The sequence below is a fragment of the Pseudooceanicola profundi genome (assembly GCF_050897955.1).
Taxonomy (GTDB): Bacteria; Pseudomonadota; Alphaproteobacteria; order Rhodobacterales; family Rhodobacteraceae; genus Pseudooceanicola.
Genome location: NZ_JBPAXZ010000001.1, coordinates 1,087,401 through 1,102,598 on the forward strand (window position 1 = coordinate 1,087,401; position 15,198 = coordinate 1,102,598).

Below are 15,198 nucleotides of genomic sequence, written 5' to 3' on the forward strand. Positions count from 1 at the left end.
TTTGACGGATTATTTTCATCACCCCTATCGTGATCGGCAAGACGCGTGATGACAGGGGCAAGATGCATATCCGCCAGAAACTTGAAGCCATGTCGGACCAGTTCACGCCGGCAGAGCGGCAGCTGACCTCTGTTCTGCTGGCCGATTATCCCTTTGCCGGGCTGGAGCCGATTCAGGATCTGTCGAAACGGGCGCATATTTCTGCCCCGTCGATCTCTCGCTTTGTGACCAAGCTGGGCTGCGCGGGGTTTCAGGAGTTTCAGCAGAAGCTGGTGCAGGAGCTGAAGGAGGGGCAGCAATCGCCCATCGACCTGCGCTCCGGCTCGACCTTCGACAGCTCTGCCCCGCTGGCCAGCTATTTCGCGCGGATCGATGCGCTGAACAAGGAGCTGGTGGAGACGGTGACGACGGGCCAGATCGAACGGCTCTGCGATCTGCTGACCGATCCCAAGCGCCAGATCTACATGATTGGCGGGCGGATGAGCGACACGATCGCCGAGTTTTTCGTGCGCCATCTGCGCCAGATCCGGGCGGGCGTGACGCATGTGCCCTCCGACCCCGAGCTCTGGCCCGAATATATCCTCAGGATGAAGCCGCGGGATATCCTTCTGGTGATCGATTTCCGTCGCTACCAGGCCAATCTGGCGAGCCTGTCGGACCGGGCGCGCAACCGCAAGGCGCAGACCATCGTCATCACCGACAAATGGATCAGCCCGGCGGCCAAGGGGGCGACGGAGCTGATCTCTGTCCCCATCGAATCCGGCACGATCTGGGACAGCTACGCCCCCGCCTTTGCGCTGATCGAGGCGTTGCTGGTGCCGATGGCGGAGCGGGACTGGAGCGCGACCGAACAGCGTATCTCTGAATGGGACAAGCTGCGGGATGAACCTGCGGCCGGAATGAAGACATGACGACCAAGACCAAACTTGCCTTTGTGGGCACCTCAGACATTGCCGGCATGCTGCGCGGCAAATCCTTTCCCGACAGTGAATGGCCGAAACGGTCCAAGCGCGGGGTCGGCTGGACGCCGACCAATGTGCAGATCACCTGTTTCGACAGCATCTCCGAGACGCCCTTCGGGTCGCTGGGCGATCTGGTGCTGGTGCCCGACCCGGAGACGCGGTTTGTGCTGGAGGATGGCCAGCGGCTCGATTTCTCCCTCGGCGATATCCAGTCGCTGGAGGGGGAGCCCTGGCCCTTCTGCACCCGGTCGCTGGCGCGGCGCGCCATGGCGGGGCTGCATGAGGTGGCGGGGGCCAAGGTGCTCTCGGCCTTCGAGCATGAATTTCAGCTGGTGGGTCAGCCGCCCCGCAAGGGCGACAGCTACGGCTTCAGGGGGTTCCGCGACGGTCAGGACTGGGCGGAGGCCTATATCGATGCGCTGGCCACCGCCGGCTGCGCGCCCGACACCTTCATGAAGGAATACGGGCCCGGCCAGTACGAGATCACCAACAAACCTGCCACCGGCGTGACCTCTGCCGACAATGCCGCCGTGCTGCGGCTGCTGGCCCATGACGTGCTGGGCCGGTTCGGGCTGCGCCCGAGCTTTGCGCCGATCCTCGATCCGGCCTCGGTCGGCAACGGGGTGCATGTGCATTTCAGCTTTCTCGACGATGCGGGGGAGCCGCTGACCTATGACGCCGATGACCCTTATGGCACCAGCCAGCTGACCAAGCATTTCATCGGCGGGGTGCTGACATACCTCGACCAGATCCTCGCCCTGCTGGCGCCGTCCGAGGTGAGCTATCTGCGGCTGACCCCGCATCGCTGGTCGGCGGCCTTCAACAATCTGGGCTTCCGGGACAGGGAGGCCTCCGTCCGGATTTGCCCGGTGACGGCCAAGGACCCCGAGAGCATCGCGAAACAGTTCAACTTCGAGGTCCGCGCCTGCGATGCGGCGGCAAGCCCGCATCTGGTGCTGGCCGCCATCGTCTTTGCGGGCACCCAGGGCGTCCGCGACAGGATCGACCCGCCTGCCCCCACGCAGGAGGATCTGTCGCTGCTCTCGCCCGAAGCGCTGGCGGAGAAAGGGTTCAAACGCCTTCCGACCAGCCTGGAGGAGGCGCTGGAGGTCATGTCAGGATCGGCGGCCGTAAGGTCCTGGTTCGGCGATGATTTTGTCGACCTCTTCGTGGCCCACAAGACGGGCGAGATGGCACAGATCGCGGGCCTCGACTGGGCGGAGAAATGCGCCCGCTACGGTGAGGTCTACTGATGCTGGAGAGCCGCGGCCTCTCCAAGAATTTCGGCGGCGTGCAGGCGGTGGACGATGTCAGTTTCACTGTCGGAGAGAATGAGATCCACGGGCTGATCGGACCAAACGGCGCGGGCAAGACCACGATGATCAACCTGATCTCCGGCCTGCTGAGCGTGACCGGGGGCGAGATCGTGCTGGACGGCGCCCCGGTTCACAAGCTTCCCGCCGAACAGCGGGCGCGGCTGGGGCTGGCGCGGACCTTCCAGAACCTGCGGCTTTTCCGCAACCTGACGGTGCGGCGCAATATCGAGATCGGAGAGATTCACCGGCGCGGCGACAGCGACCCCGGTCTGATCCCGGAGGCGATCGAACGCTTCGGCCTGGCCCCGGTGCTGGACCAGACACCCGACAGCCTGCCCTACGGCCAGATGCGGCGGCTGGAGATCGTGCGCGCCCTGGCCCTGCGGCCCCGCGTCCTGATGCTGGACGAACCGGCGGCGGGCATGAACCACACGGAGACGGATGAGCTCTTCCACAACCTGACCTGGCTGCGCCAGCGTCACCCCTGTTCGATCCTGCTGATCGAACATGACCTGAAATTCATCATGGCCGCCTGCGAAAAGCTGACGGTGATGAACATGGGTCGCCTTCTGGCGACCGGCAATCCTGACGAGATCACGAAAAATCAGGAGGTCATCAAGGCCTACCTCGGTCAGGGACCTTCAACCAACGGGAGTACGGAAAATGAACAAGATGAAGCACATGCGTAACCTCTTGCTCGGCACGGCAGCCAGCCTTGCCGTGCTGGGACAGGCGGCTGCGGCCGAAGATGTCATCAAGGTGGCCTTCCCGGTCCCGCTGACCGGCGATTACGCCGCCTATAACGAGGTCGACGGCGCCCGCTGCATGGCCGAGATGATCAACAAGGCCGGCGGTGTCGACGGCAAGATGTTCGAACTGCTGATCCAGGATACCGGGGCCGACACCCAGACCGCGATCTCCCTGACCGAACGCTACCTGGGTGAAGGCATCGTGGCGCTTGCCACCATCCCGTTTTCGGACACGATGATCCCGGTGGCGCAGATTGCGGGCGCGCAGGGCGTGTCGGTCATTCAGGCGCAATCTACTCAGGTCGAGATGCATTCCGGCGTTGTCGACAACTTCCTGACCAACGTCGCGCCCGACCCTTATACCGCGACCGCGGCGGCCAACTATGCCCTGTCGCAGGGCGTGAAGAACGTCGCGATTTTCACCTCTGACGAGGGCGGATCGTGGTCCGCGAAACTGCCCGAATGGTTCGCCGAGGTCATCACCGAAAACGGCGGCACGTTGCAGGCCACGCTGAACTACACCTCCGGCACCACCGACTGGTCGCCGCAGATCGCGGAGCTCAAGGCGCTGGACCCGGCCCCGGATGCCGTCTTCATCTCCTGGGCCATGCCGGATATCGGCATCCTGATCCGCCAGATGCGGTCGGCCGGGCTCGACGCCTATGTCGTCGGCTCCGACGGGTTCGACGACCCCTCGCTCGACTCGCTGGCAGAGGAAGACCCGACGATCCTCGACAAGGTCTTCTTTGGCACGCTGGCCCCCGCCGTGCCCGACAGCAAGATCGACGCCTTCCAGAAGGAATGCGCGGAAATGGGGATGGAGGTGAACGGCCTCTTCCCCGCGCTTGGCGCCGACACGATCAAGATCATCGAATATGGTGTGAAGGCCGCCGGATCAGTTGACCCGACCGCCGTGCGTGACGCGATCCGCGCCGCCGACAGCATTCCGGTGATGTCCGTCGATGCGATCTCCTTCAAGGATACGAAAAGCTATGCGCTGCGCGATATCCCCGTCATCGGCTTCAAGGACGGCACCCGTGTCATCCTGACCGAGGAGATCCCCGACAACGTGCCAGCCTGGCCGTAACCTGACCCCGGGCCGCGCCCTCCCCGGCGCGGCCCTTTCACGAGAAATCCCATGCTCGAGATCCAGCAACTCAAGGTCTTTCACGGACCGATCGAGGCGGTGCACGGCATCGACCTGACGGTGGCAGAGGGCGCCTGCGTGACCCTTCTGGGCCCCAATGGCGCCGGCAAGACCTCTACCCTGTCGGCCATCACCGGCGTCGCCCGCGCCACCGGGTCGCTGCGCCTGTCCGGACAGGACATCACCCGCCTGTCGGTGGAGGACCGCTGCAAGCAGGGCATCGCCATCTCGCCCGAGGGGCGGCGCGTCTTCTCCAACCTCACGGTGCGGGAAAACCTGCTGATGGGCGCGGCCGGACGCCGGGACAAGGGCGGAATATCGAAGGAAATCAAAGGCTGGTTCGAACAGTTCCCGATCCTCGGCGAACGTCGCGACCAGCCCGCCGGGACCCTTTCGGGCGGGGAGCAGCAGATGCTGGCCATCGCCCGTGCGCTGATGTCCCGCCCCCGCATCCTGCTACTGGACGAGCCGTCGCTGGGCCTCGCCCCGCAGATCACCGCCCGCATCTTCGACATCATCCGCAAGCTCAAGGCAGAGGGCATCACCATCCTGCTGGTCGAACAGAACGCGGCGGAGGCCATCGGCCTGTCGGACTATGTCTACGTCCTGAACAACGGGCTGATCTCCAGCGAGGGGCCCGCGGCACAGTTCGGCGACGGCGCCGCCCTGATGGATGAAATCACGGGGGTACACCGCTGATGGACTATGCGATCCAGCAGATCCTCAACGCGCTGAGCTTTGGCGCGGAATATGCGCTGATCGCGCTTGGCCTTGCCATCGTCTTTTCGATCATGGGGCTGGTGAACTTCGCCCATGGCGAGGTCATCGCATTTGGCGGCTATGCCATGGTGGTGATGGGCACGCTCATAACCCGCAACCCCTATATCCTGATGCTGGGCGTGCTGGTGGCCTGCGTTCTGGTCTCCCTCCTGCTGGAACGGGTGGCCTTTTCGACTGTCCGCAAGGCCGACCTGACGACGGGTTTGCTGACGGCCTTTGGCGTGTCGATCATCCTGCAGAACCTCTTCCTGCTGCTGGGATCGCCGCGGCCCATCCCGGCCACGCAGTTCATCTTCCTTGATCAGACGGTGTCGCTGGGGTCGGTCCGGGTGTCCTCCCTCCAGATCTACGAGACCGTCGCCACGGCGGCGGCCATCGGTTTCCTGCTGTTCTTCCTGCGCCGCACCACGCTTGGCCTCGCCATGCGGGCGGCGGCGCTGGATTTCGAGATGGTGCGCCTCTGCGGGCTGCGCGCCAACCGGGTGATCGCGGCGGCCTTCGCCGTCTCGGGCCTGCTGGCGGGGCTGGCTTGCATCTTCATCATGGCGCGACGCGGCTCCGTCTCTCCGCATATGGGGTTCGACCCGGTTCTGACGGCCTTTGTCGCCTGTGTCATAGGCGGCTTCGGCTCCCTGCCCGGCGCGGTGCTGGGGGGCTTCCTGCTGGGCGCGGTCGAAGTCGCGGTGCTGGTCCTTCTGCCGCAGAGCTACGGCGGGCTCGCCCATGCGGTGGTCTTTGCGCTGGTCGCGCTGATCCTGCTCTGGCGACCGGACGGCATCCTCTCGCCCGCCAAGGAAAAGGGGGACAAGATATGAGCGACAGCCAGCGCCGCGGCCTCATCGGCTCCGCCCTCCTCAGCCTGCTGATCCTGCTGATCGTGGGCGCCTATTACCTCTGGGGTGAAAGCTGGCAGGCGCGGATCCTCTATGCCACATTCGTGAACATGCTGGTCGTCGTGGGGCTTCAGGTCTTTACCGGCAATGCCAATCTCACGGGGTTCTCCCACGCCGCCTTTATGGGCATCGCCGCCTATGCCGCCGCGATCTGCGTGACGCCCGCGGCGATGAAGGCGATCTCTCTCCCCGATGCGCCCTGGGGGCTGAACGCGTTTGAGATGTCGCCCTGGGCCGCCGCCGGCATGGCGCTGGCGATCACCGGCATTCTGGGCCTGCTGACCGGGCTGTTCGTCGTCCGCCTGACCGGCGTGGGCGTCACCATCGTCAGCATCGCGATCCTAGTGATCGTGCATTCGATCTTTCTGCACCGGACCGATATCTTCAAAGGCAATCAGGCGCTCTTTGGCATCCCCAAGGTGCTGGACCTGCCGCAGCTGACCGCGATGGTCATCGGCGCGATCTTCCTCGCCCGCTGGTTTCGCGAAAGCCGCTGGGGCGTGCAGCTCCGTGCCTGCGCGGATGACGAGATCGGGGCGCGGGCCATGGGCGTGTCGGTCTTCCGCACCCGCCTGATCGCCTGGGTGCTGGGCACCCTGTTCTTTGCGGTGGCGGGCATCGCCTATGCCTTCTTCCTCGGCACGATCTCGGCCCGGCCCTTCTATTTCAACTTCGTCTTCCTGACCGTCGCCATGTTGATCCTTGGCGGGCTGCGCAGCGTCACAGGCGCGGTCTTCGGCACGCTGCTGATCTCCATCGGGCTGGAGACGGTGCGCTGGCTGGAGACCGGGCCGGAGCTGGTGGGGGTGAAGCTGCCGCAGATGCTGGGCCTCTCGGGCCTGATGCTGGGCGTCGTAATCGTGGCGGTGATGGCCTTTCTGCCCAACGGCATCATGGGCAACCGGGAAATCGAGGATATCGTCGTCAAGAAACCCTGAGGGAGACCGGACATGAGCTGCAACCACACGATCCACAAGCACCACCACCATCATGGCTGGGACAATTCCATCGCCCCTGCCCTGACGGTCAAACCCGGTGAGACGGTGGAGATCGACACGGTCGACAGCTCCGGCGGGCAACTCTCGGCCACGGCCACGCTCGACGACCTCAAGGCGCTGGATTTCGGCAAGGTGAACCCGGTCACCGGCCCGATCCATATCGACGGCGCGGAACCCGGCGATGCCGTCGCCATCACCTTCCTTGATTTCGCGCCCTCCGGCTGGGGCTGGACCGCCAATATCCCCGGCTTCGGCCTGCTGGCAGATGCCTTTCCCGACCCGGCGCTGCACATCTGGACCTATGACACCTCACTCGGCAAACCGGCGGCCTTTTCGCCAATGGGCGCGGTGGCAATGAAACCCTTCGTCGGTACTGTGGGTCTGGCGCTGGCCGAACCCGGCCTGCACAGCGTCGTGCCGCCGCGCCGGGTTGGCGGCAACCTCGACATCCGCGACAATTCCAAGGGCACCACGCTCTACCTGCCCGTCGAAGTCGCCGGCGGCCTGCTGTCGCTGGGTGACACCCATGCCGCGCAGGGAGATGGGGAGATCTGCGGCACCGCCATCGAAAGCCCGATGTCGGTACAGGTGAAGATCGACCTTGTTAAGGATGCCAACTACCCCGTCCCCCGGCTGGAGACCTCCGGGCCCGTTACCAACCATATCGACGGCATGGGCTATCAGGTGACCACGGGCATCGGGCCGGACTTGATGCAGGCCTCAAAAGATGCCGTCAGCGGTATGATCGACTGGATCTGTCAGGCCACGAAAATGTCCGCCGTGGAGGCCTATATGCTTTGCAGCGTCGCCGGCGACCTGCGGATTTCAGAGATCGTGGACATGCCGAACTGGACCGTCTCCTTCTACTTCCCGAAATCGGTGCTGGGCTAGCTTGCGCGGGCTGCACTTTTATTCATCGACCGGGGCGAAATCGCCCCGGCAAGACCGAACAAATTGTGTCAGATGCACTCACAACGTTGACTCTGAAATTATCTGATCAATTCTGAAGCCATGACGGCCCTTGAAATTTCACAGACCCGATCCTGCCTCCCGCCACGGGCCACGCGCCCATGACGACAGTCGGATCGCCCCTCCTCAGCAAGGCTGACCCGGCCCCGGTCGAACGGATCGAAGGCACAGGCGGACTGCCTGCCCTGCTGGTCTGCGAACATGCCGGACAGGCCGTGCCAGAGGGGCTCACCTCCCTCGGCCTCGCCCCCGATGTCTTCGATCTGCATATCGGCTGGGATATCGGCGCGGCCGCCGTAACCCGCCTGATGGCGGCAGAGCTTGGCTGCACCGCGGTCCTGCAGCGCTATTCCCGGCTGGTGATCGACTGCAATCGTCCGACGCAGGCGCCCGATGCCATTCCGCCCGTATCCGACGGGGTGGCGGTTCCGGGCAACATGGGGCTGAATGCGGCCGACCGGTCCCGCCGGATCGAGGCGATCTTTGCCCCCTTCCACGCTGCGGTTCTTGCCGCGCGGGCGGCAGGCCCGCAGATGATCCTCGCCATTCACAGCTTCACGCCCGAAATGGCCTCCCGCCCCGGCCCGCGCCCCTGGCACGTCGGCTTTCTGGGCCGCCGCGATATGGCGACCTCCGAGGCGCTGATGGATGCCGTGGCTTCTGAACGGCCGGACCTGAGCCTCGCGCTGAACGAACCTTACCAGGTTGACGACGAGTCGGACTGGTTCGTCCCGGCCCATGGCGAGCCCTCGGGCCTGCCGCACAGCCTCATCGAAATCCGCCATGACCTGATCCGCACGCCCGAGGGGCAGTCCGAATATGCCGGCCTGCTCTCCCGCGCCGTGCGCCACCTACTGGAGAAGACCCCATGCTGACCCGTGACGTCCCCCTCGACCCTGCCGTCTCTGCGCTGATCATCATCGATGTGCAGAACTTCTCTGCCCGCCGCGACGGCGGTGAGTTCGCCCATCTCTCCCCTGAGGAATTCGAGGCGAAATACGGCGCCTTCTTCGATGAGTTTGAGGCCAACACCCTGCCCGCCATGCAGCGCCTGCGCGACGCCTGCCGCGCCGCCGGGGTTGAGGTCATCTACACCACCATCGAAAGCCTGACCAAAGACGGCCGCGACCGCAGCCTCGATTACAAGATCACCGGCTTCAACGTGCCCAAGGGGTCCTGGGACGGCAAACCGCTGGACGCGCTGGCGCCGGGCGAGGACGAGATCTGGCTGCCCAAGAACTCGTCTTCGGTCTTCGTCTCGACCAATATCGACTACATCCTGCGCTGCCTCGGCACCCGGCAGGTCGTGATCTGCGGCCTCGTCACCGACCAGTGCGTCGAAGGCGCGATCCGCGATGCCTGCGACCTTGGCTATCTGGTGACGCAGGTCACCGATGCCTGCCTCACCTATTCGCCCGAACGCCAGGCGGCCTCCATCAACGCGATCAAGGGCTACTGCCGCCAGGTGACCACCGACCAGATCGTCGACGAGTTGAAAGGAGCCGCCGCATGACCGCCCTCGACAAGGTATTCGACAATATCGACGCCAATCAGGACCGTGTCCTGTCCCTGACGCAGGAGATGGTGCGCATCCCCTCCGTCAATCCGAAATTCGAGAAAAAGCAGGGGCTGAATAACGAGCCGCTGATGTGCGCCCTGGTCGAGGACCGGCTGAAATCCAACGGGTTCTCGACCGAGACGTTCGAGACCTTCCCCGACCGTCCCAATGTCGTGGGCACCATCCCCGGCAATGAAGAGCGCAGCCTGATCCTTTGCGGCCACATGGACACTGTGCCGGTCGGCAATCAGGCCAACTGGGTGGTCGATCCCTTCGGTGGAGAGATCAAGGACGGCAAGCTTTTTGGCCGTGGATCGGTCGATATGAAGGCAGGCCTCGCCGCCTGCATCGCGGCCTATGAGGCGATCAAGGCCGCCGGTATTACTCTCGACGGCCGGCTGTCGATCCACGGCGTGGTGGACGAAGAAGCGGGCGGTTTTGGCGCGATGGATGCGGTGAAGCGCGGACATCTGGCCAAAAACGCCATCGTCGCCGAACCCACGTGGGACAAGGTCGTGCCCGCCGAGGGCGGTCTTGAATGGGTCCGTGTCACGCTGATCGGGCGGTCGGGCCATGCCGGGTTCCGCTACAACGACATCTTCCCCCAGCCCGATGTGGAGGGCCGCCTGCAACCGGCGGTCAATGCCATCGAGATCGCCACGCGGTTCCTCATGGCGCTGAAGGAATTCGAAGCCGCGCGCTGCCGCACCAATTACCACCCGCTCTGCCCGCCCGGCCTGTCGACGATCAACCCGGGCGTCATCCACGGCGGCGTCGGCACGGATGAGGACGGGCTGCCGCTGATCCGCACGAACCCGGCGATGACACCCGACCGGGTGACGCTGGATCTGGACCTGAAGTTCCTGCCGCATGAGACCTCTGCCAATATCCGCAAGGAATTCGAGGAATTCGTGATGTCCTTCGCGGGCCTCGACCCGTGGACCAAGGCGCATCCGCCGGTGGTGCAGTGGGAACTGGGCGGGCTGCACTTCCCGCCGATGGATACGCCGGTTGACCACCCGCTGGTCAAGTCGCTGGTGGGCCATCACACCCGGCTGAAATCCGAACCCGAGGTGCGCGGCTTCGACGCCGTGACCGATGCCGCCCATTACGCCGGTGCGGGCGTCGACGCCTGTATCTACGGCCCCTCGGGCGACGGGTTCCACGGCGACAACGAATATGTCGATACCGCCTCCCTCCACCTGACGACCAAGGTGATCGCGGCTGCCGTCCTCGATATCTGCGGCACGAAATAACCCAACAATAACAACACCCAACCTCTTACCAACCTGGAGTGAAAAAATGCTGAACAGAAGGATGTTCCTCGCCACCACGGCGCTTGTCACGGGTCTGGGCCTTCCGGTCCTGGCCCAGGCCGATGTCGTCAAGATCGGCGTGCTCGCCCCCGTCTCCGGCCCTGCTGCCGCAGACGGTCAGGAAATGGTCAACGGCGCCCAGATGGCCGTCGATGAGCTGAACGCGGGCGGCGGCATCGCCGGCTACACGTTCGAGCTGGTCGTGGGCGATGCGGCTGACCAGTCCGCCGCCGCCGTCGCCACCGCCGCCGAGCGTCTGCTGGGCGACCGCGACATGGGCGCGATCGTCACCGGCTATGCCTCCGGGTCGAACTTCGAGATCGAGATGATGGCGGAACAGGAGATGATTTACCTCGTCTCCGCCAACTCCGCCCAGACGCGCGACATCATCTCCGAAGACCCCTCGGCCTTCCCGACGATCTGGTCCTTCACCCCGTCCTTCGACGCCTACAACACCGGCGTTCTGCCGGTGATCGAAGGCCTGGCCGAAAGCGGCGCGCTGGACCTGCCGGAAAAGACGCTGGCGCTGATCTCCTCCGACAACCCCTATTCCAAGACCATCGCAGACGGTCTGGTGGAAAGCTTCGAGGCCGGCGGCTGGGAAGTGACCGTCAACGACCTCGTCCCCTTCGGCGAAGTGGGCGACTGGCGCGGCTTCCTCGCCAAGGTGCGGCAGAACCCGCCCGCGGTTGTCATCAACACCGACTACCTGCCCGGCAATGCGGCCGCCTTCATGTCGCAGTTCATGGAACAGCCGACCGACAGCCTCGTCTTCATCCAGTACGCGCCCTCCGTGCCGGAATTCCTGGAGCTGACGAAGGATGCCTCCTCCGGCGTGCTTTATAACCTGCTGGGCGGCACGCTGCCGACCTCCGCCTCCGAACGCTCCAAGGAGGTGATCGGCAAATACGTCGCGGCCTTCGGAAATGAGCCCGGCGCCTATGGTCCGGCGCTTTATGAAGAGGTGATGATGTATGCCGACGGCCTCGCCGCCGTGGGTGATCCGTCGGACCGCGTCGCCATCGGCGAATGGATCGGCAAGGCCGAAAAGGACACCGCTGCGGGCCTGATGGCCTTTGACCCGGAAACCCACCTCGCACTGCAGGGCAACGAGAACATCCCGCTCCAGTTCTACCAGATCCAGGACGGCAAGCGCGTGCTCTTCGCCCCCGAGGGCTACAAGGACGGCGAGTTCATGACGCCGCCCTGGATGGAGTGATCCAGATGCCGGACCCGATCCTCGACCTGCGGGGCGTCACCAAGAAGTTCGGTGGCCTGACCGCCGTGAACGACGTCAGCTTTACCGTCACGCCCGGAGAGATCTACGGCGTCGCGGGGCCGAACGGGTCCGGCAAATCGACCCTTTTCAACTGCATTACGGGCATTCCCTTCGGCCCGACGGCCGGAGAAATCCGGTTCAAGGGGGCGCGCATCGACGGTGCGCGTCCTCATCAGATTTTCCGTCAGGGGCTGAGCCGCACCTTCCAGAAGGATGCCGAATTCCCCGACCTGACCGCACGCGAAACCGTGGCGCTTGGTGGCCATTACGGCGGCGCCCTGCGCGGCACGGCCCTGAAGGACGCCACCGAAGAGGCGCTGGAGCTCGTGCAGTTCGACGAGGCCCGCCGCGACATGGCCACGGCCGATCTGTCGGTCTACGGAAAGAAACAGCTGATGATCGCCTCCGCACTGGTGTCGAAACCCGATATCCTGATGCTGGACGAGCCTGCCTCCGGCCTGACCCGGCCGGAGATCGCGGCGCTGGACGCGCTGCTGATCAAGGTCAACCAGACCGGCGTCACCATCCTGATCATCGAACATGTCCTTGGCCTGCTGCTGTCGGTCAGTCAGCGCCTGCTGGTGCTGAACCACGGCGCCGTCCTGACCGAGGGCGACCCGCAGACCGTCATCCGCGACCCGCGCGTGGTCGAGGCCTATCTCGGGGGGGCCGCCGCATGAGCCGCCTTCTCGACGTCACGGACCTTCGGGCGGGCTATGGCACCGTGCCGGTGCTGCATGGCATCGACATCCATCTCGACGCGGGCGAGGCCATCGGGCTTTTCGGTCCCAACGGGCATGGCAAGACGACGCTGCTGCATACGATCTCCGGCCTGCTGCGCCCCTCCACCGGCAAGATCAGTTTTGACGGGCAGGACATCACCGGCGCCAAACCCTCCGCCATCGTGGCGGCGGGGCTGGTGCAGGCGCAACAGGGCAACACGCTCTTCGGCGATATGGGCGTCGAGGAGACGCTGGAGCTCTCGGCCTTCTCCCCCCGCGCCCGCGACGGCTGGAAACAGCGGCTGGAGGAGGTGCACACCCTCTTTCCCCGCCTCGCCGAACGCCGCCGCCAGCGGGCAAAGACGCTCTCGGGCGGCGAGCGGCAGATGCTGTCCATCGGTTGCGCCATGATGTGCAACCCGCGCCTGCTGATCCTGGACGAGCCGACGCTGGGCCTGTCCCCCCGCCTCAAGGGCGAGCTGCGGGAGGCCATCGGAGAGATCGCCAAGAAGGGCGTCCCCCTCATCGTCGTTGAACAGGATGTGGAGTTCTTGCTGGCCCTGTCGGACCGGCTCTACCTCGTTGAACAGGGCGAGGTGGCCAGCGAAATCGACAAGGCCAACGCCCCCGACCATCAGGAGATCATGGACATGTATTTCGGAGAACAGGCACACTGATGGACGGCGTCTTAATCCCCACGCTCGTATCCGGCCTGCTGCTCGGATCGCTTTACGCGCTGATGGCCTCCGGCCTGAGCCTCATCTGGTCGACGCTCGGCGTCTTCAACTTTGCCCATGGCGCGCTGATGACGCTCGGGGCCTATATCGCCTGGACCGTAACGGACCAGCTGGGCCTCGGCCTCGCGCTTGGCTTCGTGGCGGGGATCGGGGCGGCGGTGATCGCGGGGGTGCTGATCGAGCTGCTGCTCGTCCGCCCCTTCTACGAAAGCCGCAACATGATGCTGATCACGGTGATGACCACGCTGGCGGCCTCCACCATCCTTGAACGCGGCATTTCCATCATCTGGGGGCCGCGGCTGAAACAACTGCCCCGGGTGATCGACGGTCAGGTGTCGATTTTGGGCGCCCCCGTCTCTACCCATGAGGCGCTGATCATCGTGCTGGCCCCGGCAGTGCTGCTGGCGCTCTGGTGGTACACCGGGCGCACCCGGTCGGGCCGGTCGCTGCGGGCCGTGGGCCAGAACCAGGACAGTGCCGCGCTGATCGGCATCGACGTGCCGCGCACCTTCTCGCTGGCCTTCGGCCTCTCGGCGGCGCTGGCGGGGCTGACGGGCGTGCTGCTGGGTTCCATCCGTTTCGTCACACCGGGGCTGGGCAATGACCCGCTGGTCAATGCGATGATCGTGGTGATCTTCGGCGGGCTCGGATCGCTTGGCGCCACGGCGGGCGCGGCCTATGTCATTGGCATGCTGGAGGCGCTTCTGGTGCTCTGGCTCGGCCTCTACTGGACACCCTCGGTGCTGTTCCTCGCCCTGATCCTTGTCCTCATCTTCCGGCCCAACGGCCTCTTCGGGAGAGCCTCATGACGCACAAGCAACGCCTCTCCGCCCTGATCGCGCTGGTCCTGCTGGCGCTGGTCCCGATCGTTGTCACCGACAGCTACACAAGGCATGTCTTCATCGTGGCCTTCATCTACGCCACCGTTGCGGTGAACTGGGACCTCAGCCTCGGCCTCGCCGGCCTCTTCAACTTCGGCCATTTGGCTTTCTTCGGCATCGGCGTCTACACGGCGGCGATCCTGACCACCTCGCTCGACCTCTCGCCCTGGCTCGCCATCCTTGCAGGCGGCATCACGGCGGCGCTGGCGGCGCTGCTGATCGCCCTGCCGGTGGCCAAGTTGCAGGGCATCTATGTCGTGCTGGTCACCTTTGCCTTTGGCCAGCTCTGCCTTCAGATCGTCCTGTCGCAGGGCGACCTCACCGGCGGGGCAGAGGGGCTGGTCCGCCTGCCCTATCTGTCGATCGGCGACTACAAGTTCATACGCGACTTCAAGCTGGCCTATTACTACGTCGGTCTCATCATCCTGACGCTGTCGACCATCGCCATGCTGCTTGTCGCCCATTCGCCCTTTGGCAAATCCCTGCGCGCCGTGCGCGACAACCCCGATTACGCGGCCGCGCGCGGCATCTCCGTCGCGCGGCAGCGGGTGCTGGTGCTTGTGGCCTCCGCCGTCTGCACCGGCATCGCAGGCGGCTTCTACGCCATCTACCTGCGCGTCGCCTCGCCCGAGGTCTTCGGCTTCTCTGTCGCCACGCTGGTGCTCTCCATGGTCCTGATCGGCGGCGCCGGCTCCATCCTTGGCCCGGTCTTCGCCGCCCTCGCACTCACCTTCGCGACAGAGGCCATGGCCGGCATGCGCGGGCTGGAGGAGGCGCGCTTCATCGTTGTCGCCGTCGCCATGATCCTCGTGCTGCGCATCGCGCCCAGCGGCGCCATCGACATCTTCGGACGACTTCTCACCAGACCACGCAAAAGCTGAGGGCCCTGCC

16 protein-coding genes are annotated in these 15,198 nt (G+C 64.9%); all 16 read left to right on the forward strand.

The window, feature by feature from the left end; all coding sequences use genetic code 11:
• Positions 1-29: 29 nt before the first annotated feature.
• The 16 genes from ACRARG_RS05450 to ACRARG_RS05525 all read left to right on the forward strand — a co-directional run bounded on the left by ACRARG_RS05450 (position 30) and on the right by ACRARG_RS05525 (position 15,188).
• The gene (locus tag ACRARG_RS05450; protein ID WP_432688978.1) at positions 30-911 is read left to right on the forward strand and encodes a MurR/RpiR family transcriptional regulator; all 882 of its coding nucleotides are present in this window, start codon (positions 30-32) and stop codon (positions 909-911) included.
• Complete coding sequence (locus ACRARG_RS05455) at positions 908-2,215, forward strand: glutamine synthetase family protein (protein ID WP_432688979.1); 1,308 nt, start codon at positions 908-910, stop codon at positions 2,213-2,215. The genes ACRARG_RS05450 and ACRARG_RS05455 overlap by 4 nt, the downstream gene beginning before the upstream one ends.
• Entirely contained in the window at positions 2,215-2,967 is a 753-nt protein-coding gene (locus ACRARG_RS05460) for an ABC transporter ATP-binding protein (protein ID WP_432688980.1), read from the forward strand. Before ACRARG_RS05455 ends, ACRARG_RS05460 begins: the two co-directional genes overlap by 1 nt.
• Positions 2,942-4,114 (forward strand): ABC transporter substrate-binding protein, encoded by a 1,173-nt coding sequence (locus ACRARG_RS05465; protein WP_432688981.1) that lies wholly within the window; start codon positions 2,942-2,944, stop codon positions 4,112-4,114. The genes ACRARG_RS05460 and ACRARG_RS05465 overlap by 26 nt, the downstream gene beginning before the upstream one ends.
• A gap of 51 nt (positions 4,115-4,165) precedes the next feature.
• On the forward strand, positions 4,166-4,873 hold the full coding sequence (locus tag ACRARG_RS05470) for an ABC transporter ATP-binding protein (protein ID WP_432688982.1): 708 nt from the start codon (positions 4,166-4,168) through the stop codon (positions 4,871-4,873).
• Entirely contained in the window at positions 4,873-5,769 is an 897-nt protein-coding gene (locus tag ACRARG_RS05475; RefSeq protein WP_432688983.1) for a branched-chain amino acid ABC transporter permease, read from the forward strand. Before ACRARG_RS05470 ends, ACRARG_RS05475 begins: the two co-directional genes overlap by 1 nt.
• Positions 5,766-6,785: a branched-chain amino acid ABC transporter permease gene (locus tag ACRARG_RS05480; RefSeq protein ID WP_432688984.1), complete on the forward strand. Its 1,020-nt coding sequence runs from the start codon at positions 5,766-5,768 to the stop codon at positions 6,783-6,785. The genes ACRARG_RS05475 and ACRARG_RS05480 overlap by 4 nt, the downstream gene beginning before the upstream one ends.
• Positions 6,786-6,797: 12 nt before the next feature.
• On the forward strand, positions 6,798-7,736 hold the full coding sequence (locus tag ACRARG_RS05485) for an acetamidase/formamidase family protein (RefSeq protein ID WP_432688985.1): 939 nt from the start codon (positions 6,798-6,800) through the stop codon (positions 7,734-7,736).
• 179 nt (positions 7,737-7,915) lie between these two features.
• Positions 7,916-8,689 (forward strand): N-formylglutamate amidohydrolase, encoded by a 774-nt coding sequence (locus ACRARG_RS05490; protein ID WP_432688986.1) that lies wholly within the window; start codon positions 7,916-7,918, stop codon positions 8,687-8,689.
• Positions 8,683-9,327, forward strand: coding sequence for a cysteine hydrolase family protein (locus tag ACRARG_RS05495; protein WP_432688987.1), 645 nt, complete (start codon positions 8,683-8,685; stop codon positions 9,325-9,327). Before ACRARG_RS05490 ends, ACRARG_RS05495 begins: the two co-directional genes overlap by 7 nt.
• Positions 9,324-10,628 carry a M20 family metallopeptidase gene (locus tag ACRARG_RS05500; RefSeq protein WP_432688988.1) on the forward strand — a complete coding sequence of 435 codons (1,305 nt, stop codon included), beginning with the start codon at positions 9,324-9,326 and terminating at the stop codon, positions 10,626-10,628. The genes ACRARG_RS05495 and ACRARG_RS05500 overlap by 4 nt, the downstream gene beginning before the upstream one ends.
• Positions 10,629-10,674: 46 nt before the next feature.
• Positions 10,675-11,907: an ABC transporter substrate-binding protein gene (locus tag ACRARG_RS05505; RefSeq protein ID WP_432688989.1), complete on the forward strand. Its 1,233-nt coding sequence runs from the start codon at positions 10,675-10,677 to the stop codon at positions 11,905-11,907.
• A gap of 5 nt (positions 11,908-11,912) precedes the next feature.
• On the forward strand, positions 11,913-12,647 hold the full coding sequence (locus ACRARG_RS05510) for an ABC transporter ATP-binding protein (RefSeq protein ID WP_432688990.1): 735 nt from the start codon (positions 11,913-11,915) through the stop codon (positions 12,645-12,647).
• Positions 12,644-13,366, forward strand: a complete 723-nt coding sequence (locus ACRARG_RS05515) for an ABC transporter ATP-binding protein (protein ID WP_432688991.1) — start codon at positions 12,644-12,646, stop codon at positions 13,364-13,366. Before ACRARG_RS05510 ends, ACRARG_RS05515 begins: the two co-directional genes overlap by 4 nt.
• Positions 13,366-14,235 (forward strand): branched-chain amino acid ABC transporter permease, encoded by an 870-nt coding sequence (locus tag ACRARG_RS05520; RefSeq protein WP_432688992.1) that lies wholly within the window; start codon positions 13,366-13,368, stop codon positions 14,233-14,235. Before ACRARG_RS05515 ends, ACRARG_RS05520 begins: the two co-directional genes overlap by 1 nt.
• Positions 14,232-15,188 carry a branched-chain amino acid ABC transporter permease gene (locus ACRARG_RS05525; RefSeq protein WP_432688993.1) on the forward strand — a complete coding sequence of 319 codons (957 nt, stop codon included), beginning with the start codon at positions 14,232-14,234 and terminating at the stop codon, positions 15,186-15,188. The genes ACRARG_RS05520 and ACRARG_RS05525 overlap by 4 nt, the downstream gene beginning before the upstream one ends.
• The last annotated feature ends 10 nt before the right edge of the window (positions 15,189-15,198 follow it).